Origin of the sequence: Bosea sp. F3-2, assembly GCF_008253865.1 — a bacterium.
In the GTDB taxonomy this organism is placed as follows: domain Bacteria; phylum Pseudomonadota; class Alphaproteobacteria; order Rhizobiales; family Beijerinckiaceae; genus Allobosea.
Genome location: NZ_CP042331.1, coordinates 387,011 through 405,973 on the forward strand (window position 1 = coordinate 387,011; position 18,963 = coordinate 405,973).

Here is an 18,963-nt window from a genome sequence, read left to right on the forward strand (position 1 = left end):
GCGGCCCCTGCAGGCACAGGCCTGCAGGGGCGATGCGTCAGACGTTGACGACGTAGCGCCGGTTGAGCTTGCCGCCTTCGATGAAGAAGACGCCGAAGGACGGGGAGACGTCGCCGTACTGGTCGAAATCCAGCACGGAGGACGCGCCCTCGTAGTTGATCTTGCCCTTCTTCAGCGCGTCCTTGCCCTCGGCGTAGCTGTAGACCTTCGTGCCGTCGGGATTGGAGACCTCGCGGATCTTGGCGTTGATCGCGGCCGTCTCGGTGGAGCCGGCGGCCTCGATCGCCAGGGCGAGCGCATGGACCATGTCCCAGGTCATGGCGCTGAAGATGTTCGACTGCCCGGACTGTCCGGTCGTCTTTTCATAGACCTCGGCATAGGCCTTGAAGGACGGCGCCGTTTCGTTGGAGATCGAGTCGACCGAGATCACGCCCTCGACGACCTCCGGGCCGGTCGCCTTGACCAGATCGGGATTGGCGGCCCAGCCGGGGATGATCCACTTGACCGGCTGGCCGGTCTGGAACCATTCGCGCATGATGATCGTGGTGTCCGACAGGTAGGAGCCGGTGACGATCACATCCGGGTTGGCGGCGAGGATCTTCTGCAGCTCGGAGCGGTAGGATGCCTGGTTCGGTTCGTAGACGACGCTCTCGACGACCTTGTTGCCCTTGGCTTCCCAGGCCTTGCGGAAGCCCTCGGTGTTGCCGATGCCGGAGGCGTTGTTGAACGCCATGGTGGCGGGGCGCTTGAAGCCTTCCTTCACGCAGATCTCGGCGAAGGCCTTGCCGAAGCGGTCATTGGTGGCCTGGAAGCGGTAGGCCAGGCCCTTGGCATTGGCGGGCGGCACGGAGAGCGCCGGAGCGCCCGAGGTGTTCATCATGATGATGTTGGCGTCGTTGGTCAGCGGCAGCACCGCCAGCGAGACGCCGGACGACCACGTCCCCATCAGCGCCTGGACCTTGTTGACGTCGATCAGCTTCTTGGCGGCGAGCACGCCGGCCTGCGGGCTGGTCTGATCGTCCTCGGCGACGACCTCGATCTTGCGGCCGGCAGCGCCGCCAGCGGCGTTCACGATCTCGGCGGCGGCGATGATCATCTTCTGCATGCCGGAGCCGTAGGGGCTGCCGGCGCCCGTCACCGGGCAGAGCGCGCCGATGCGGAAGACACCCTGCGACTGTGCGCGCAGGACGGAAGGCGCTGCGATCAGTGCAGAGGCGGCACCGAGCGTGCCGATGAACTGACGACGGTTGGTGGTCATGGCCTGTTCCCTTGTTGGTTAGTTCAGTTCATTCTTGATGAAGTCGCCGTTCTTCATGATGACCGGCATGTTGCGCCCCTGTCCCGTCAGGAGCGAGAGGTCGGCCAGCGGATCGCCGTCGACCACGATGAAATCGGCATAGGCGTCGGGCTTGATGGTGCCGATCTTGCCGGTCATGCCGATCAGCTCGGCCGCGTTGACGGTCGCCGAGCGGATGACCTCGATGGCCGGCAGCACACGCCCGCGGATGACGAACTCTTCCGATTGATGCCGGTGCATGGCGCCGAGCAGGTCCGTGCCATAGGCCATCGTCACGCCGGCCTCGCGCATGATCTCGAGCGATCCCAGGCCGCGCAGGCGGACGTCATCGATCTTGGCGACGGAGGAAGGGGGCAGGCCGTAGGAAGCCCCTTCATTGTTCAACGCCTCGTAGGTAACGAGCGTCGGGCAGGCGATCGCGCCCCGCTCATGCATGAGACGGGCCGTCGCGGCCTCGACGAGGTTGGCGTGCTCGATCGAGCGCACGCCGAGCTTCACGGCGCGCGCGATGCCCTCATCGGTGTAGAGGTGCGCGGAGACATAGGTCTGGGCGTTGCGGGCTTCCTCGACGATCGCGGCGATCTCGGCATCGCTGAAGCCGAGGAACGCGATCGGATCGGTCGGCGAGGCGACGCCGCCATTGGCCATGATCTTCACGAACTGCGCGCCCTGGCGGATCTCGTCGCGCGCCGCGGCACGGCAGGCATCGACGCCGTCGCAGATGCGGCCGAGCGAGCCGAGTTGATGGGTCTGGTAGTCGGGCCGGCGGTTATCGTAGCGACCGCGGAAATCGGCGTGGCCGCCGGTCTGCGACAGGGCCTTGCCGCAGATGACGAGGCGCGGGCCGACATAGAGACCCTGCTCCTGTGCCTCGACGAGGGCGTAGGTCGCGCCGCCGACATCGCGGACGGTGGTGAAGCCGCGGTGCAGCATCTCGCCCATCAGCTTCACGGCCTGCAGGGCGACGAGCGCGTCCGGAAGCAGCGCGTTCTGGCCGAAATTCGCCGAGTTCGCGATCACATGGACATGGCAGTCGATCAGGCCGGGCATCAGGGTCCGGCCCTTGAGATCGATGCGCCGCGCACCGCCATCGGCGATCGGTCGGTCCGAGACCTCGCGGATCAGCCCGCCTTCGATGCGCACGAAGCGGTCGCGCTCGCCTTCCGGGCTGGTGCCGTCTAGCAGCCTTGCGTTCTCGAAAATGATCGCCTGTGTCACTGGAGTCTGCCTTGGTCTGTCGGAACGGAAATGGCGCCTTCGCTGGCGCGGCTCTGCTGCGAGTGCTCGGCCAGGACCGTCTTCCAGAAGCCGAGAAGGCGCGCGTAATAGGCGGGGTCGTCGCGCAGGATGGTCTGCAGGCTCATGCCGCGCATCAGGCAGAGCGTGGCGTTGAAGGCCGCCTCGACCTCGGGCTTGTGCAGGCCCGTGCCGTCGAAGAAATCCTGCCAGGTGCCGTCGAGCGCCGCATGGAATTCGCGCGTCACCGACACCAGCTGTTCGCGCAGGTAGGAATTGTGGCGCGCGGCGGTCACATGCTCCAGCGTGACCAGGAAAAGCTTGCCGGAGAACAATTCCCACATCCGATCGACGAACTCGGAGAGGGACAGGCTCCCGGCTTTGACGAGTTCCGCGACCTCGCGGATCTCGCCGATCCAGCTCCGGAGCAGGTGGCTGACGGATTGGACGATCAGGTCGTCCTTGCCGGAAAAATGATGGTTGAGCGCGCCACGGGTCACGCCCGCGCGGGCCGCAATGTCTGCCGTTGTCGCAAGCGCATAGCCGCGTTCCACCAGGAGATCGAGCGTCGCATTGACAAGCCGCGCCCGCGTTTCCGTCGAGCGTTCCTCCTGCGTCCGGCGCTGCTTCTCGGCTGATGGCGGCATGCCGGAACCTTAGTCAGCCAAAAACAAACGGACAAGTACGCATGTTTCTTTTTTTTGATGTTGCGCACACTGGTATCTGGGGGACACAAAAGGACCGAAGCGGACGGAGCGAAAGCGATGCGGATCAAGATCGGCCATGAGGAATTCGAAGTGCGCATCGACGGCCGCGACACGGCGCCTGCGCTGCTGCTCTCGAATTCGCTCAGCTCGGACATGTCGATGTGGGACGACCAAATCCCGCTCTGGTCGCAGCGCTTCCGCGTGATCCGCTACGACCAGCGCGGCCATGGCCGCAGCATCGTTTCGCCGGCTCCCTATACGATGGAGCAGCTGGGTCGGGATGCGCTCGGCGTGCTCGATGCGCTCGGCATCGAACGCGCGCATTTCTGCGGGCTCTCGATGGGCGGCATGGTCGGCATGTGGCTGCTGACCCATGCACCGGACCGAATCGAACGCGCGGTCCTGGCCAACACCGCCGCCTATATGGGCCCGGTCGATCTGTGGAATGGGCGTATCGCGGCAGCTCAAGGCGGGGGTATGGAGGCGCTTGTCGATGCCACCATCGCACGTTGGTTCCCGGAACCATTCCGCCTTGCTGCGCCCGAAACCATGCAACGGATGCGAGCAATGATCCTGAATACGCCGGTGGTCGGCTATCAGGGATCGTGCATGGCGATCCGCGACATGGATCAGCGCGAGTCGATCAAGGCGATCCGCAATCCGGTTCTCGTGATCATCGGATCGAAGGACCCGGCCACGACGCCCGCCGACGGCGAGGCTGTCCGAGCAGCGATACCAGGTGCCCGCAAATGCCTGCTGGACGCGGCCCATATCTCGAATATCGAGCAGGCCGCGCAATTCGGCGCCGAGGTCGATGCATTTCTCGGATGATGGGAGCGGCAAGCTGGCGCGTCCTCATTGGCCGAGATCGAAGGTCTGTGACGCAGTGTCTCGTTTCATAGGCTCGTCACGGGATTTGCCTGATCGTATGTGAAAGCTGTCGTTGACGCTTGGCCGGAGTGGCCGGGATCGTTTCTGATGGCATCGCTGCAAACGGACATGGCCGACCGATGACGCTCGCCCTGATCAAGCGCCTGCTCGAGCCTGCCACGACGACGGTGATTGCCGGGGCCGCTGAAACCGACGAGCTGGCAAGGCAAATCCAGGCGGGCAGCTATCGCGGCAAGCTGGTCGTGCTCTCCGGGCCGAACGAGCTGGCGTCCATGCCGCCTTCCGATCTCGTCATCGCTTTCAGCGCGGCGGCGGAGAGGGCGCTGGTCGCCGCCAAGGAGCGCGGCTGCGCCGGTCTGCTGGTGCCGGACGGGGACGCAGCCGATCGCGATCGGCTGTCTGCGGCCGCCCGTGCCGCCGGGGTGAGGCTGGTCGGGCCGTCTTCGCTTGGGATCGCGGCGCCTCGTCTCGGCCTCAATGCGACCGCGGTGCCGACGCATCTTTCCGCTGGCACGCTGGCGCTGGCCGCGCAATCCAACTCCGTGGCCGCAGGAATCCTGGCCTGGGCCGGACGGCGCGAGATCGGTCTGTCCGGAGCCGTGGTGGTGGGCGAGGGGGCCGATGTCGATATCGCCGACTGCCTCGATCATTTTGCCGCCGATCCGCTGACGCGCACCATCCTGCTGGCGATCGACGAGGTCACGGATGCCGCGCGCTTCCTGTCCTCGGCCCGCGCCGCCGCGCGGATCAAGCCCGTGCTGGTCCTGAAGCCGCCGCCTCTTGAAGCCGCAACATCGGCGTTGACGCATGCGGGGCTGATCGTCACCAGCGACGCTGCGCATGACGCTGCCTTCCATCGCGCCGGATTGCTGCGCGTGAACGATCTCGACGAGCTCTTCGCCGCTGCCGAGACACTCGGTCGGGCGCGGGCTGCCGGGGCGGGCCGGCTCGCGATCGTCAGCAACGGGGAGGGCCTCGCGGCACTGGCTGCCGGCCGGTTGCGGCAGGTGGCGGGCTCGCAGCTACCACGCCGCGAACCCGAGATCGTCCGCAGCCCGCAGGACTATCGCGCAGCGGTTGCGCATCTGCTGGAGGAGGAGACGGTCGATGTAGTCCTCGCGCTGAACGCGCCGGTTGCGCCGGCCGATCCGCTGGAGTGTGCCCGCGCGATCGTCGATGCGCGCGGTGCAGCTCCTTCCAAGCCCGTCCTCGCGGCCTGGATCGGCGCTGGCGACAGCGCGGCGGCGATCTTCGCTGCGGCGGGAGTTCCTTCGTTCGCTACGGAACAGGATGCGGTGGTGGGGTTCCTGCATCTCACCCGCCACGCCCGGTTGATCAAGGAGCTGATGGCGACGCCGCCGTCGATCGATGACGATGACCCGCCCGACGTCGCCGCTGCCGAGTCGATCATCGCGCGGGCACTCGGAGAGGGCCGAAGCTGGCTCGAACCGGACGAGGTGACGCGTTTGCTTGCCTTGTTCCGGATTCCGACGCTCGATCTGGTCATTGCCCCCGACGCTGAGGCAGCGGTCGCTGCGGCCAAGGTGCAGTTCGCGGCAGGACGGACGGTCGCGCTCAAGATCGTCTCGCCCGAGGTTCCGCATAAATCGGATGTCGGCGGCGTCGAGCTCGACCTTGCCAATGAAGGCGCGGTCCGTGCGGCCGCGGAGCAGATGGCGGAGCGCCTTCGCCGGCAGCGGCCGCAGGCCCGCCTGACCGGCTTCATGGTGCAGCCCATGGCGCACCGGGCCAAGGCGCGGGAGCTGATCGCCGGGTTCGCCACCGACGCCTGCTTCGGCCCCGTGATCGTTTTCGGTCGGGGCGGAACGGCGGCGGAGCTGATCGCCGATACGCATGTCGCACTGCCGCCGCTCGATCTTGCCTCGGCTGAGGGCCTGGTCTCCCGCACCCGCGTCTCGCGCATCCTGGCCGCGTATCGCGATGTCCCAGCTGCGGACCGTCGTGCGATCGCCACCGTGCTGGTCGCTTTGGGGAAAATGGCCTCCGAGCTGCCGCAGATCCGGGAACTCGATCTCAATCCGATCCTCGCCGATGCGAGCGGCGCCGTCGCGGTCGATGCCCGCATCGCCCTGGAACCTGATCCCGCGCGTCGTCGCCGCCCAGCGATCCGTCCCTATCCTTCGGCCTGGACGCGGCGACTGGAGTTGGGCGAGCACCGCTTTTTCGTGCGCCCGATCAAGCCGGAAGACGAACTCCTGATCGGCGCGATGCTGAACAGGGTAACCCCGGAGGATTTGAGGCTGCGCTTCTTCGCGCCGCTCAAATCCTTCAGCCACACCTTCCTCGCACGCCTCACCCAGCTCGACTATGCGCGGGAGATGGCCTTCATCGCCACCGAGGATGGGAGCGGCGATGCTGCCGGCGCGGTCCGGCTGCATGCCGACCCCGGGCATGTCGAGGCCGAATACGCGATCCTGCTGCGCTCGGACCTGAAAGGCATGGGGCTTGGCCGCGCCTTGATGATCCTGATGATCGACTGGGCCAGGGCCGAGGGTATCCGCTGCGTCCATAGCCAGGTGCTGGCGGAGAACGGGCCGATGCTCGCTCTCTGCCAAAGCCTTGGCTTCGCCATCGCCCTCGATCCCGATGACGTTTCGGTGAAGCGGGTTACGCTGCGGCTGGATGCGCCGGGCCGTTCGGACGGCTCGAAGACGGACGGCCACGACTGAGATCTGGCAACCAGCAGCTTGCAGACGTGACGGCCAGCGCGCCGCTCCCTACCAGGGGCGGCGCGGTCCGATGTCGATGTGGATCAGCCCGTTCCAGTAGACGTGATGCCCGCCGACCTCCGGCAGGCTGCGCGCCCATTCCAGCACGATGCGCGGGCGCACGCCCGGCACGCGGAAATCCATCGCCTGGCAGCCCTTGTGGTAGGAGCCGCGCCGCGCACGCCAGGGCGGCCGCCAGGTCGAGGTCACCTTCACCGCGCCGTAGCGATCGACGATCTTGGCCAGGATCTGCTTCAAGGGATCCGGCAGGCAGGTGATCGAGGTGCCGGGATCGGTCGAGATGCCCGGCCGCTCGGGCTTCTCGTTCGGGTCGAAGTCGGGCTCGGCGCCGGCCTTCTGGCCGGGCGTCAGCTTTGGCCATTCCACGCCTTCGTCGTCGTCCGGCTCACCGGCGGCGGGCGGGGTCCCTTCGGCGGGCAGTGTCATCGACGCGGTGTCGATCGCGGGCGTTTCGGTCGACGGTGCCGCAGGAGGCGTGTCCTGTGCGGTCCCGGCGGTTGAGGGAGCGGTGGCGAGAACAGCCCGCGGCACGACGATATCCGGCAGCTTCGGCGTGCCCTCCAGATCGAGGTCGAAAGGCCGCTGCGGCGGCAAGGGCGCGCGCACGCGCTCGCCCTCCTGGGCGATGGCCGATGTCGCGGACAGCAGAAGGGCGACCGCCGAAACGAGCCCGGCGCGCAGGCAGGCGGGCTTCATCGCGCCGCAGGAACCGCTGCCGGTGTCGCGTCGAGGGTGGGCTGAAACGGTTTAAACATCGAAGGCCTTTCGGGCGAGGCAGGCTTGCCGGCCGGGAGCGATTCGGCACGGTGAACGGATTTCTGCCCGTCCTTGCGGCTGAAAATACGCGGTTCCGACGGAATTCCGCCCCGAATGACGGGGAGGCTGTGCGGACGCAGCCGAATTCTGCCCCATCCTGCGCTGCATTCAACCCGCTCGCGCGATTGTGCGGCGCGGCGGAGTCTTGCTTCATTCTAATCGAGGGTCTAAGCGACTGGGACAGCGAGCCGCCCCGCGGCCGTCTGAAGTGAGTTCGACCATGCAAGCTCTTCCGGTGTCATCGATCCTGAGCGACTACCTGCCGCTGGTGCTGTTCATCGGTGTCTCGGCGGTCATCGGCCTGGCCCTGCTGATTGCGCCCTTCGCGATCGCCTATTCGAAGCCGGATGCGGAAAAGCTCTCGGCCTATGAATGCGGCTTCAACGCCTTCGACGACGCCCGCATGAAGTTCGACGTCCGGTTCTACCTGGTCGCGATTCTCTTCATCATCTTCGATCTCGAGGTCGCGTTCCTGTTCCCCTGGGCCGTCGCCTTCGGCAGCCTCGGCTGGTATGGCTTCTGGTCGATGATGATCTTCCTCGGCGTGCTGACCGTGGGGTTCGTCTACGAGTGGCGCAAGGGCGCGCTGGAGTGGGACTGACTGTCCGGTCGCGAGGCGGCGCTCCGCTTCCAATCTGGCAGGCAAAGGTTCACGAGGATTAGGTCATGGCAATCACAGCGATCGATCGCGGCGACCCGCTCGTCGCGCCGGCACCGCGGGGGCTTCTCGGCCCGGACGGCAAGCCGGTCGGCACGCGTGATCCGTTCTTCGTCGAGATCAACAACGAGCTGGCCGACAAGGGCTTTCTCGTCACCGCCACCGACGATCTGATCAACTGGGCCCGCACAGGCTCGCTGATGTGGATGACCTTCGGTCTGGCCTGCTGCGCCGTCGAGATGATGCAGCTCTCGATGCCGCGCTACGATGTCGAGCGTTTCGGCTTCGCGCCGCGCGCCTCGCCGCGCCAGTCGGACGTGATGATCGTCGCCGGCACGCTGACCAACAAGATGGCCCCGGCGCTGCGCAAGGTCTACGACCAGATGCCGGAGCCTCGCTACGTCATCTCGATGGGCTCCTGCGCCAATGGCGGCGGCTACTATCACTACAGCTACTCGGTGGTGCGTGGCTGCGACCGCATCGTCCCGATCGACATCTATGTCCCGGGCTGCCCGCCGACGGCGGAAGCGCTGCTCTACGGCGTGCTGCTGCTGCAGAAGAAGATCCGCCGCACCGGCACGATCGAGCGGTAAGACAAGGGCGTCATGCTCGGGCTTGACCCGAGCATCTCCTGACGGAGAGGCGCCGAATGAGGATTGGGTTCAATCCTGCACGAGATGCCCGGGGCAAGCCCGAGCATGACGCGGGTGAGAAGGTGAGACGATGAGCGAAGCGCTCGTAAAACTCGGCGAAGAGATCAAGGCCGCGCTGCCCGGCGCGGTGACGGAGGCGGTCGTCGCCTTCGAGGAGCTGACTGTTCATGCCGAGGCGGCTTCGATCGTCGAGGTCCTGCGGGTGCTCTACAGCGATCCGCGCTTCCGCTTCGTCAATTTCACCGATATCGCCGGTGCCGACTATCCGGGCCGCGAGAAGCGTTTCGATGTGGTCTACCAGCTGCTGGCGCCGCACCATAACCGCCGCATCCGCGTCAAGGTCCAGACCGACGAGGCGACGCCCGTTCCCTCCGTCGTCGACGTCTTCCCGGCGGCGAACTGGTTCGAGCGCGAGGCCTACGACTTCTACGGCATCCTCTTCTCCGGCCATCCGGATCTGCGCCGCATCCTCACCGATTACGGTTTCGAGGGCTATCCGCTGCGCAAGGACTTCCCGCTGACCGGCTTCGTCGAGGTGCGCTACGACGACGAGCAGAAGCGCGTCGTCTACGAGCCGGTGAAGCTCAACCAGGAATTCCGCAACTTCGATTTCCTCTCGCCGTGGGAAGGCACGGACTATGTCCTGCCGGGCGACGAGAAGGCGAAGGGGGCGTGATGGCGGCCGCGGCGGAAAAACTGTCCGGCGGCTGCCTGTGCGGCGCGGTGCGGTTCAGCGCCGTGCCGACGAAGCGCGAGATGGACGTCTGCCATTGCGGCATGTGCCGGCGCTGGAGCGGCGGGGTCTTCATGGCCGTGCCCTGCGGCGAGGTCACCGTCGAGGACGAGAGCCAGGTCGGCAGCTATGTCTCCTCTGACTGGGCCATACGCCAGTTCTGCCGCAACTGCGGTTCGAGCCTGTTCTGGCGACTGCGCGAGGGCGGGGACCATGTCGCCGTGGCCTTCCAGAGCTTCGACGACACGAGCTCGTTCACGTTTCTCGAAGAGATCTTCATCGATGAGAAGCCGGCGCTCTACGACTTCGCCGGCGAGCGCCCGCGGCTGACGGGCGCGGAAGTGATGGCGCGCTTCCAGGCGCAGCAGGAAGGCCGGCAATGACCGAGCACAACATCCGCAACTTCTCGATCAATTTCGGCCCGCAGCACCCGGCGGCGCATGGCGTGCTGCGCCTCGTGCTGGAGCTGGACGGCGAGGTGGTCGAGCGCGTCGATCCGCATATCGGCCTGCTGCATCGCGGCACCGAGAAGCTGATCGAGGCCAAGACCTATCTCCAGGCGGTGCCCTATTTCGACCGGCTCGACTATGTCGCGCCGATGAACCAGGAGCATGCCTTTGCGCTCGCGGTCGAGCGTCTGGCCGGCGTGACCGTTCCGCGCCGCGGCCAGCTCATCCGCGTGCTCTATTCCGAGATCGGCCGCATCCTCTCGCATCTGCTCAACGTCACCACGCAGGCGATGGACGTCGGCGCGCTCACGCCTCCGCTCTGGGGCTTCGAGGAGCGCGAGAAGCTGATGATCTTCTACGAGCGGGCTTGCGGCGCGCGCATGCATGCGGCCTATGTCCGGCCCGGCGGCGTGCATCAGGACTTGCCGGTCTCGCTGATCCACGACATCGCCGAGTGGTGCGATCCCTTCCTCAAGGTTTGCGACGATCTCGAAGGGCTGCTCAGCGACAACCGCATCTTCAAGCAGCGCAACGTCGATATCGGCGTGGTCGATCTCGAGACCTGCTGGAAATGGGGCTTCTCGGGCGTGATGGTGCGCGGTTCCGGCGCGCCGTGGGATCTGCGCAAGTCGCAGCCCTACGAATGCTACGAGGAGATGGAATTCGACATCCCCGTCGGCAAGAACGGCGACTGCTTCGATCGCTACCACATCCGCATGGAAGAGATGCGCCAGTCAGTGCGCATCATGAAGCAATGCTGCGAGAAACTGCTGGCTCCCGATGGCGGCGGCCCGGTCTCCTCGCTCGACGGCAAGATGGTGCCGCCCAAGCGCGGTGAGATGAAGCGCTCGATGGAAGCGCTGATCCACCACTTCAAGCTCTACACCGAGGGCTACAAGGTGCCGGCCGGCGAGGTCTATGCCGCGGTCGAGGCGCCGAAGGGTGAGTTCGGCGTCTATCTGGTCTCCGACGGCACCAACAAGCCCTATCGCTGCAAGATCAAGGCGCCCGGCTTCGCCCATCTCCAGGCCATGGATTTCATGTGCCGCAAGCACATGCTCGCCGACGTCTCCGCGATCCTCGGCTCCCTCGATATCGTGTTCGGGGAGGTCGATCGGTGATCGCTGTTTCCGTCATGGTCGGCCTTGTGCCGACCATCCACGTCTTGAACGTGGTCGATGTTGCGAAGACGTGGATGCTCGGGACAAGCCCGAGCATGACGTCGAGAGAGAACTGATATGTCCGTCCGTCGTCTCGCACCTGATCCGGTCCAGCCCGCCTCCTTCGCCTTCACCCCGGCGAATGAGAACTGGATCGACCAGCAGATCGCCAAATATCCGGCTGGCCGCCAGGCCTCGGCTGTCATCCCGCTGCTGTGGAAGGCGCAGGAGCAGGAAGGCTGGGTCTCGCGCGCCGTGATCGAGACCGTCGCCAAGCGTCTCGGCATGGCGCCGATGCGGGTGCTGGAGGTCGCGACCTTCTACACCATGTTCAACCTGCAGCCGGTGGGCGAGTATTTCGTCCAGCTCTGCGGCACGACGCCCTGCGCGCTGCGCGGCGCGGAAGCGCTGAAGAAGGTCTGCGAGGAGGTCATCGGTCCGCAGTCGACCGTCACCGCCGACGGCAAGCTCTCCTGGCTCGAGGTCGAATGCCTCGGCGCCTGCTGCAATGCGCCGATGGCGCAGATCAATGTCGATTACTACGAGGATCTGACGCCGGCGAATTTCCGCCAGCTCCTCGACGATCTCCGCAGCGGCCGCCCGACCAAGCCCGGCCCGCAGAATGGCCGCGTCGGTTCCGAGCCGGAAGGCGGCGCGAACACGCTGACCGACAAGGCCCTCTATGATGGCTCGATGATCGGCGCCGGCGACTGGCAGAAGCGCGTCCTCGAACAGCGTAAGGCCGCTGCCGAGGCTGCTGCCGCCAAGGCCGCCGCCGAGGCGGAGGCGAAGAAAGCTGCCGAAGCCGAGGCCAAGAAGGCCGAAGCGACCCCCGCGGCGGTCGCCGAGAAGCCCGCGACCGAAACGGCTGCTGCCGGCCGCCCGAAGCCTTCCGAGCCCGTGCAGCCGAGCAGCGCTGCCCAGGACACGCCTGCTGCGGAGGGCAAGCCGAAGCCCACCCGGGCGCGTGCGAAGACCGCCAAGAGCGGCGACAAGCCGGCAGAGTGAGGCACCAGGACATGCTCGCAGATCGCGATCGCATCTTCACCAATCTCTACGGCCTGCATGACCGTACCCTGAAGGGTGCGATCCAGCGCGGTGCCTGGGACGGCACCAAGTTCATCCTGGAGCAGGGCCGGGACTGGATCATCGACGAGATGAAGACGTCCGGCCTGCGCGGGCGCGGCGGCGCCGGCTTCCCGACCGGGCTGAAATGGTCGTTCATGCCCAAGCAGAGCGACGGGCGCCCGCATTACCTCGTCGTCAACGCCGACGAGTCGGAGCCCGGCACCTGCAAGGACCGCGAGATCATGCGCCACGACCCGCATACGCTGGTCGAGGGCTGCCTGATCGCCTCCTTCGCCATGGGCGCGCATGCGGCCTATATCTACATCCGCGGCGAGTATGTCCGTGAGCGCGAAGCGCTGCAGCGCGCCGTCGACGAGGCCTATGAGGCCAAGCTCATCGGCAAGGACAACGTCCACGGCTATCCCTTTGATCTCTATGTGCATCACGGCGCCGGCGCCTATATCTGCGGCGAAGAGACGGCGCTGCTGGAGAGCCTCGAAGGCAAGAAGGGCATGCCGCGGCTGAAGCCGCCTTTCCCGGCCAATATGGGCCTCTATGGCTGCCCGACCACGGTGAACAACGTCGAGTCGATCGCTGTCGCCCCGACCATCCTGCGCCGCGGTGCGAACTGGTTCTCCTCGATCGGCACGCCGAACAATGTCGGCACCAAGCTCTTCTGCGTCTCCGGGCATGTGAACAAGCCCTGCAACGTCGAAGAGGCGATGGGCATCACCTTCCGCGAGCTGATCGACAAGCATTGCGGCGGCATCCGCGGCGGCTGGGACAATCTCAAGGCGGTCATCCCCGGCGGCTCCTCGGTGCGCATGGTCCCGGCCGAGCAGATCATCGACACGCCGATGGATTTCGACTCGCTGTCGAAGCTGCGCTCCGGCCTCGGCACGGCGGCGGTGATCGTGATGGACAAGTCGACCGACATCGTCCGCGCCATCGCCCGCATCAGCCATTTCTACAAGCATGAGAGCTGCGGCCAGTGCACGCCCTGCCGCGAAGGCACGGGCTGGATGTGGCGCGTCATGGAGCGCATGGCCGAAGGCCGCGCCCAGAAGCGCGAGATCGACATGCTGCTCGACGTCACCAAGCAGATCGAGGGCCACACGATCTGCGCGCTCGGCGATGCCGCCGCCTGGCCGATCCAGGGCCTGATCGCGCATTTCCGTCACGAGATCGAGCAGCGCATCGACGACTATGCCGCCAACCCGCACAGCGAACCTGTGCGCCTGATGGCGGCGGAGTGAGACCATGACGAAACTCCTCATCGACGGCGTCGAGGTCGACGTCCCGGCCGAGTACACGGTCCTCCAGGCCTGCGAGGCGGCTGGCGCCGAGGTGCCGCGCTTCTGCTTCCACGAGCGCCTCTCGATCGCCGGCAACTGCCGCATGTGCCTCGTCGAGGTGAAGGGCGGCCCGCCGAAGCCGCAGGCCTCCTGCGCCATCGGCGTGCGCGACCTGCGCCCCGGCCCCAACGGCGAGCCGCCGGTCGTCCTGACGAAGTCGCCGATGGTCAAGAAGGCGCGCGAAGGGGTGATGGAGTTCCTGCTCATCAACCACCCGCTGGATTGCCCGATCTGCGATCAGGGCGGCGAGTGCGACCTGCAGGACCAGGCCATGGCCTATGGCGTGGACACCTCCCGCTATGCCGAGAACAAGCGCGCGGTCGAGGACAAGTATATCGGCCCGCTGGTCAAGACCTCGATGACGCGCTGCATCCAGTGCACGCGCTGCGTCCGCTTCACCACCGAGGTCGCCGGTGCCTCCGACCTCGGCGCGATCGGCCGCGGCGAGGACATGGAGATCACGACCTATCTCGAGCACGCGATGAGCTCGGAGCTGCAGGGCAACGTCGTCGATCTCTGCCCGGTCGGCGCGCTGACCTCGAAGCCCTACCAGAACAAGGCCCGGCCCTGGGAACTCTCCAAGACCGAGAGCATCGACGTGATGGACGCCGTCGGCTCGGCCATCCGCGTCGACTCGCGCGGCAAGGAAGTCATGCGCATCCTGCCCCGCCTCAACGAGGCGGTGAACGAGGAGTGGATTTCCGACAAGACCCGCCACGTCGCCGACGGCCTGCGCACGCAGCGTCTCGACCGGCCCTATATCCGTGAGAACGGCCGCCTGCGCCCGGCGAGCTGGAACGAGGCCTTCGCCGCCATCGCCGCCAAGGTGAAGGCTGCCGCACCTGAGAAGATCGGCGCCATCGCCGGCGATCTCGCCGCGGTCGAGGAGATGTTCGCGCTTAAAGGCCTGATCGCCTCGCTCGGATCAGCCAATCTCGACGCGCGCCAGGACGGCACCAAGCTTCATCCGAAGTTCGGCCGCGCGTCCTACGTCCTCAACGCCGGCATCGCCGGCGTCGAGGAGGCGACCTCGCTCTTGATCATCGGCTCGAACCCGCGCCGCGAGGCACCGATCCTGAATGCCCGCATCCGCAAGCGCTGGCTGCGCGGCGACTTCAAGATCGGCGTCATCGGCGAGAAGGCCGACCTGACCTATTCCTACGACTATCTCGGCGCCGGCCCGGAGACGCTGGCCGATGTCGTCAAGTCGGTCGCGGCCGCCGGCGGCAAGCCGATGGTGCTGGTCGGGCAGGGCGCTCTTGCCCGCGCCGACGGCGAGGCCGTGCTCTCGCTCGCCGCCAAGGCGGCGCAGTCGCTGGGCGCGATCACCGAGGGCTGGAACGGCTTCGGCGTGATCCACACCGCCGCCGCCCGCGTCGGCGCGCTCGATCTCGGCTTCGTGCCGGGTGAGGGCGGTTTGGATGCTGCAGCGATGATCCAGCCCGGCGCGCTCGACGTGCTCTTCCTGCTCGGTGCCGACGAGATCGAGGTGCCGGAAGGCGCTTTCGTCGTCTATCAGGGCACCCATGGCGACAAGGGTGCCCACCGTGCCGACGTCATCCTGCCGGGTGCCGCCTACACCGAAAAGTCCGGCACCTATGTGAACACCGAAGGGCGCGTGCAGATGGCGGATCGCGCCACCTTCCCGCCGGGCGATGCCCGCGAGGATTGGGCGATCCTGCGTGCGCTCTCCGCAGCGCTCGGCAAGACGCTGCCCTTCGACTCACTCTCCGGCCTGCGCAAGGCGCTCTACGAGGCGCATCCGCATTTCGCGGCGCTCGACGGCCTCCCGGCCAATGACGCGGCGGAGATCGGCAAGCTCGCCGGCTTTGGCGGCAAGACCGACAAGGCGGGCTTCGCCCCGGCGGTCAGCGACTTCTATCAGACCAACCCGATCGCGCGTGCCTCCGCCGTGATGGCGGAATGCTCGGCGCTGGCCTCGGGCCGGCACCAGCAGGCGGCGGAGTAACCGGCCATGAACTGGGACCTCGTCCTCGATATCGCGATCATCCTCGGCAAGAGCCTGCTGCTGCTGGTCTGCCTCTTGGTCTTCATCGCCTACATCCTGCTCGCTGACCGCAAGGTCTGGGCGGCGGTGCAGCTGCGCCGCGGCCCGAACGTCGTCGGTCCCTGGGGCCTGTTCCAGAGCTTCGCGGACCTGATCAAGTTCGCGCTCAAGGAGCCGATCATCCCGGCCGGCGCCAACAAGGGCATCTTCCTGCTGGCGCCCTTCATCTCCTGCCTGCTGGCGCTCGGCGCCTGGGCGGTGATCCCGGTGGCGGAAGGCTGGGCGATCGCCGACATCAATGTCGGCGTGCTCTACATCCTCGCCATCTCCTCGCTCGGCGTCTACGGCATCATCATGGCCGGCTGGGCCTCGAACTCGAAATATCCGTTCATGAGCGCGCTCCGCTCGGCGGCGCAGATGGTGTCCTACGAGGTCTCGATCGGCTTCGTCATCATCACCGTGCTGCTCTGCGTCGGTTCGCTCAACCTCTCGGCCATCGTCGAGGCGCAGCAGAACCGCGGCCTCGCGCATGCGCTCGGCGTGCCGTGGCTCAGCATCCTGAACTGGTACTTCCTGCCGCTCTTCCCGATGTTCGTCGTCTTCTTCATCTCGGCGCTGGCCGAGACGAACCGGCCGCCCTTCGACCTGGCCGAGGCGGAGTCGGAGCTCGTGGCGGGCTTCATGGTCGAGTATTCCTCGACGCCGTACCTGCTGTTCATGCTCGGCGAATATGTGGCGATCATGACCATGTGCGCGCTGACGACGATCCTGTTCCTCGGCGGCTGGGCGCCGCCGGTCCAGCTTCCGCCCTTCACCTGGCTGCCCGGCGTGTTCTGGTTTGCGCTCAAGGTCTGCCTGGTGTTCTTCATGTTCGCGCTGGTGAAGGCCTTCGTGCCGCGCTACCGCTACGACCAGCTGATGCGCCTGGGCTGGAAGGTCTTCCTGCCGCTCTCGATCGCGAGCGTCGTCATCGTGGCGCTGGTGCTGCAGGTGACGGGCTGGGGGCCGGTCGGCGGATGAGCTTGGCTGCGATCTCCGGAATTGCATTCGGGATGATCGCAGGAGTGGTTCTGTTCGGCTTGGCCTGCTGGATGGCAAGGCGAAGCCGGATTTTCGATGCGCTGGATGTGGCGCTCGGAGGGGCGGTGGCTGCCGCAGTCGTTGGCGGCTTCGCCGGGTTTAAGACCGTGCAGTGGCTCGGGTTGCTGGCGGTATAATATGGCGGGTTGGCTCGGCGCCTCGATCGGCTTCGCGCTGGGCCTGCTGGAGTACCGGCTTATCGCGGCCGTGGTGATCGGGGCGCTTCGGCGCACGGATCGCTCGACGACGGAGGCCGAGAAGAATGATTACGAGCGTCGCATCCGCATCCTGCGCGCGGCGTTGATAGTGATGACGATCGGCTTCATGCCGATCCTGGGTTTCGTGATCGGCCGGACGCTGTTCGGCTGAGGATGGAAGGACGAAGGCGATGTCACTCGCGCAAGCCGCAAGGGGCCTGCTGCTGAAGGAGTTCGTCGGGGCGATCGGCCTGTCGATGCGCTACTTCTTCAAGCCGAAGGCGACGCTGAACTACCCGTTCGAGAAGGGCCAGCTCTCGCCGCGCTTCCGTGGCGAGCACGCGCTGCGCCGTTATCCGAACGGCGAGGAGCGCTGCATTGCCTGCAAGCTCTGCGAGGCGATCTGCCCGGCGCAGGCCATCACCATCGAGGCCGGCCCGCGCCGCAACGACGGCACGCGCCGCACCACCCGTTACGACATCGACATGACGAAGTGCATCTATTGCGGCTTCTGCCAGGAGGCCTGCCCGGTCGATGCCATCGTCGAGGGGCCGAATTTCGAGTTCGCGACCGAGACCCGCGAGGAGCTGTTCTATGACAAGGACAAGCTGCTCGCGAACGGCGCGCGCTGGGAACGCGAGATCGCGCGCAACATCGCGATGGATGCGCCCTATCGGTGATTGTCGCCTCTCCGGCGTCATCCCGGACAAGCCGCTTTAGCGGCGCTGATCCGGGATCCATCGGAGGGGACTGCGCTCTACGATGGATCCCGGGTCTGCGCTTCGCTTGCCCGGGATGACGTTGGAGGGTTTGCTTGAATTCACAGACCCGCCGCGCGGTTGTCCCGTCCGGCGGGCCTGATTATAGACGCTCCAAATTGCCCCGGGGCCTTGAGTCCCGGAGCACGAACCAAACGAGGACCGCGCCGAAAAGGGGCGGGAAGGGCTGGCCGAGATGAATGCCGCAGCGGCTTTCTTCTATCTCTTCGCAGGTGTCACCGTGGCATCCGCCTTCATGGTGGTGGCCTCGCGCAACCCCGTGCACTCGGTGCTGTTTCTGATCCTGGCCTTCGTCAACGCGGCCGGGCTGTTCATGCTGCTGGGCGCAGAGTTCCTCGCGATGCTGCTGGTCGTCGTTTATGTCGGCGCGGTCGCGGTGCTCTTCCTCTTCGTGGTGATGATGCTCGACGTCGATTTCGCCGAATTTCGCCAGGGCTTCCTGAACTATCTTCCGGTCGGTGCGCTGATCGGCTTCATCTTCGCCGTCGAGCTTTTGCTGGTCGTCGGCGCCTGGGCCATCGACCCGCAGATCGTCAAGGCGCCGGTCGCCGCGATCCCTGCCGGCATGACCAACACCGAGGCGCTCGGCCGCGTGCTCTACACCCAGTACATCTACTACTTCCAGGCGGCGGGCCTCGTGCTGCTGGTCGCCATGATCGGCGCGATCGTGCTGACGCTGCGCGACCGGCCCGGCATCAAGCGCCAGCACGTGCCGACCCAGAACGCCCGTACCAAGGACGCGGCGATGCAGGTCAAGCAGGTGCCCTCGCGCGCCGGCGTTCCCGAGGAGATGGCATGATGACGATCGGACTGGGCCACTATCTCGCCGTCAGCGCCATCCTGTTCACGCTCGGCGTGCTCGGCATCTTCATCAACCGCAAGAACGTCATCGTCATTCTGATGTCGGTCGAACTCATCCTGCTCTCGGTCAACCTCAACTTCGTCGCCTTCTCGAGCTTCCTGAACGACATCGTCGGACAGGTCTTCGCGCTGCTCGTGCTCACGGTGGCGGCGGCTGAGGCCGCGATCGGCCTCGCCATTCTCGTCGTCTACTTCCGCAACCGCGGCACGATCGCGGTGGAAGACATCAACATGATGAAAGGCTGAGCGCTGCCCGGCGCCTGGA

At 66.2% G+C, this 18,963-nt stretch carries 20 protein-coding genes; 16 read left to right on the top strand and 4 right to left on the bottom strand.

Translation table 11 applies throughout. From position 1 onward, the window contains the following. Positions 1-37: 37 nt before the first annotated feature. From FQV39_RS01900 to FQV39_RS01910, 3 genes are read right to left on the bottom strand one after another with little or no spacing between them, the layout of a single operon-like run. A complete protein-coding gene (locus FQV39_RS01900; protein ID WP_149128764.1) occupies positions 38-1,258 on the bottom strand; it encodes an ABC transporter substrate-binding protein in 1,221 nt (406 codons plus the stop codon). Between the two features lie 18 nt (positions 1,259-1,276). Further along, a complete protein-coding gene (locus FQV39_RS01905) occupies positions 1,277-2,515 on the bottom strand; it encodes a metal-dependent hydrolase family protein (protein WP_149128765.1) in 1,239 nt (412 codons plus the stop codon). Next, a complete protein-coding gene (locus FQV39_RS01910) occupies positions 2,512-3,180 on the bottom strand; it encodes a TetR/AcrR family transcriptional regulator (RefSeq protein ID WP_149128766.1) in 669 nt (222 codons plus the stop codon). Before FQV39_RS01910 ends, FQV39_RS01905 begins: the two co-directional genes overlap by 4 nt. 117 nt (positions 3,181-3,297) lie before the next feature. Between FQV39_RS01910 and pcaD the strand changes: the two genes are divergently transcribed. Beyond that, a complete protein-coding gene (pcaD, locus tag FQV39_RS01915) occupies positions 3,298-4,071 on the top strand; it encodes a 3-oxoadipate enol-lactonase (RefSeq protein WP_149128767.1) in 774 nt (257 codons plus the stop codon). A 179-nt stretch (positions 4,072-4,250) separates the two neighbouring features. Further along, positions 4,251-6,821: a bifunctional acetate--CoA ligase family protein/GNAT family N-acetyltransferase gene (locus tag FQV39_RS01920; protein ID WP_149128768.1), complete on the top strand. Its 2,571-nt coding sequence runs from the start codon at positions 4,251-4,253 to the stop codon at positions 6,819-6,821. A gap of 48 nt (positions 6,822-6,869) precedes the next feature. On the opposite strand, the gene FQV39_RS01925 is transcribed toward FQV39_RS01920, so the two are convergent. After that, the gene (locus FQV39_RS01925) at positions 6,870-7,577 is read right to left on the bottom strand and encodes a YcbK family protein (RefSeq protein ID WP_149128769.1); all 708 of its coding nucleotides are present in this window, start codon (positions 7,575-7,577) and stop codon (positions 6,870-6,872) included. Positions 7,578-7,917: 340 nt separating this feature from the next. Between FQV39_RS01925 and FQV39_RS01930 the strand changes: the two genes are divergently transcribed. From FQV39_RS01930 to nuoK, 14 genes are all read left to right on the top strand, one after another. Then, on the top strand, positions 7,918-8,298 hold the full coding sequence (locus FQV39_RS01930; RefSeq protein WP_400510278.1) for an NADH-quinone oxidoreductase subunit A: 381 nt from the start codon (positions 7,918-7,920) through the stop codon (positions 8,296-8,298). Between the two features lie 65 nt (positions 8,299-8,363). Beyond that, positions 8,364-8,948, top strand: a complete 585-nt coding sequence (locus FQV39_RS01935) for a NuoB/complex I 20 kDa subunit family protein (protein WP_149128770.1) — start codon at positions 8,364-8,366, stop codon at positions 8,946-8,948. A gap of 130 nt (positions 8,949-9,078) precedes the next feature. Continuing rightward, entirely contained in the window at positions 9,079-9,684 is a 606-nt protein-coding gene (locus FQV39_RS01940) for an NADH-quinone oxidoreductase subunit C (RefSeq protein ID WP_149128771.1), read from the top strand. After that, positions 9,684-10,124 (top strand): GFA family protein, encoded by a 441-nt coding sequence (locus FQV39_RS01945; protein ID WP_149128772.1) that lies wholly within the window; start codon positions 9,684-9,686, stop codon positions 10,122-10,124. The genes FQV39_RS01940 and FQV39_RS01945 overlap by 1 nt, the downstream gene beginning before the upstream one ends. Beyond that, entirely contained in the window at positions 10,121-11,311 is a 1,191-nt protein-coding gene (locus tag FQV39_RS01950; RefSeq protein ID WP_149128773.1) for an NADH-quinone oxidoreductase subunit D, read from the top strand. Before FQV39_RS01945 ends, FQV39_RS01950 begins: the two co-directional genes overlap by 4 nt. A gap of 117 nt (positions 11,312-11,428) precedes the next feature. Further along, positions 11,429-12,358 (top strand): NADH-quinone oxidoreductase subunit NuoE, encoded by a 930-nt coding sequence (gene nuoE, locus FQV39_RS01955; protein WP_149128774.1) that lies wholly within the window; start codon positions 11,429-11,431, stop codon positions 12,356-12,358. Positions 12,359-12,369: 11 nt separating this feature from the next. Continuing rightward, positions 12,370-13,674, top strand: coding sequence for an NADH-quinone oxidoreductase subunit NuoF (nuoF, locus tag FQV39_RS01960; RefSeq protein ID WP_149128775.1), 1,305 nt, complete (start codon positions 12,370-12,372; stop codon positions 13,672-13,674). Between the two features lie 4 nt (positions 13,675-13,678). After that, positions 13,679-15,742 (top strand): NADH-quinone oxidoreductase subunit NuoG, encoded by a 2,064-nt coding sequence (nuoG, locus tag FQV39_RS01965; RefSeq protein WP_149128776.1) that lies wholly within the window; start codon positions 13,679-13,681, stop codon positions 15,740-15,742. Between the two features lie 6 nt (positions 15,743-15,748). Beyond that, positions 15,749-16,801, top strand: a complete 1,053-nt coding sequence (nuoH, locus tag FQV39_RS01970; protein ID WP_149128777.1) for an NADH-quinone oxidoreductase subunit NuoH — start codon at positions 15,749-15,751, stop codon at positions 16,799-16,801. Positions 16,802-16,803: 2 nt separating this feature from the next. Then, positions 16,804-16,998: a hypothetical protein gene (locus FQV39_RS01975; RefSeq protein ID WP_149128778.1), complete on the top strand. Its 195-nt coding sequence runs from the start codon at positions 16,804-16,806 to the stop codon at positions 16,996-16,998. Position 16,999: 1 nt separating this feature from the next. After that, a complete protein-coding gene (locus tag FQV39_RS01980) occupies positions 17,000-17,230 on the top strand; it encodes a hypothetical protein (protein WP_149128779.1) in 231 nt (76 codons plus the stop codon). A 19-nt stretch (positions 17,231-17,249) separates the two neighbouring features. After that, positions 17,250-17,738 carry an NADH-quinone oxidoreductase subunit NuoI gene (gene nuoI / locus FQV39_RS01985; protein ID WP_038367698.1) on the top strand — a complete coding sequence of 163 codons (489 nt, stop codon included), beginning with the start codon at positions 17,250-17,252 and terminating at the stop codon, positions 17,736-17,738. A 274-nt stretch (positions 17,739-18,012) separates the two neighbouring features. Continuing rightward, positions 18,013-18,636, top strand: coding sequence for an NADH-quinone oxidoreductase subunit J (locus tag FQV39_RS01990; RefSeq protein WP_149128780.1), 624 nt, complete (start codon positions 18,013-18,015; stop codon positions 18,634-18,636). Then, the gene (gene nuoK, locus FQV39_RS01995; RefSeq protein WP_061968159.1) at positions 18,636-18,944 is read left to right on the top strand and encodes an NADH-quinone oxidoreductase subunit NuoK; all 309 of its coding nucleotides are present in this window, start codon (positions 18,636-18,638) and stop codon (positions 18,942-18,944) included. Before FQV39_RS01990 ends, nuoK begins: the two co-directional genes overlap by 1 nt. Positions 18,945-18,963: the final 19 nt, after the last annotated feature.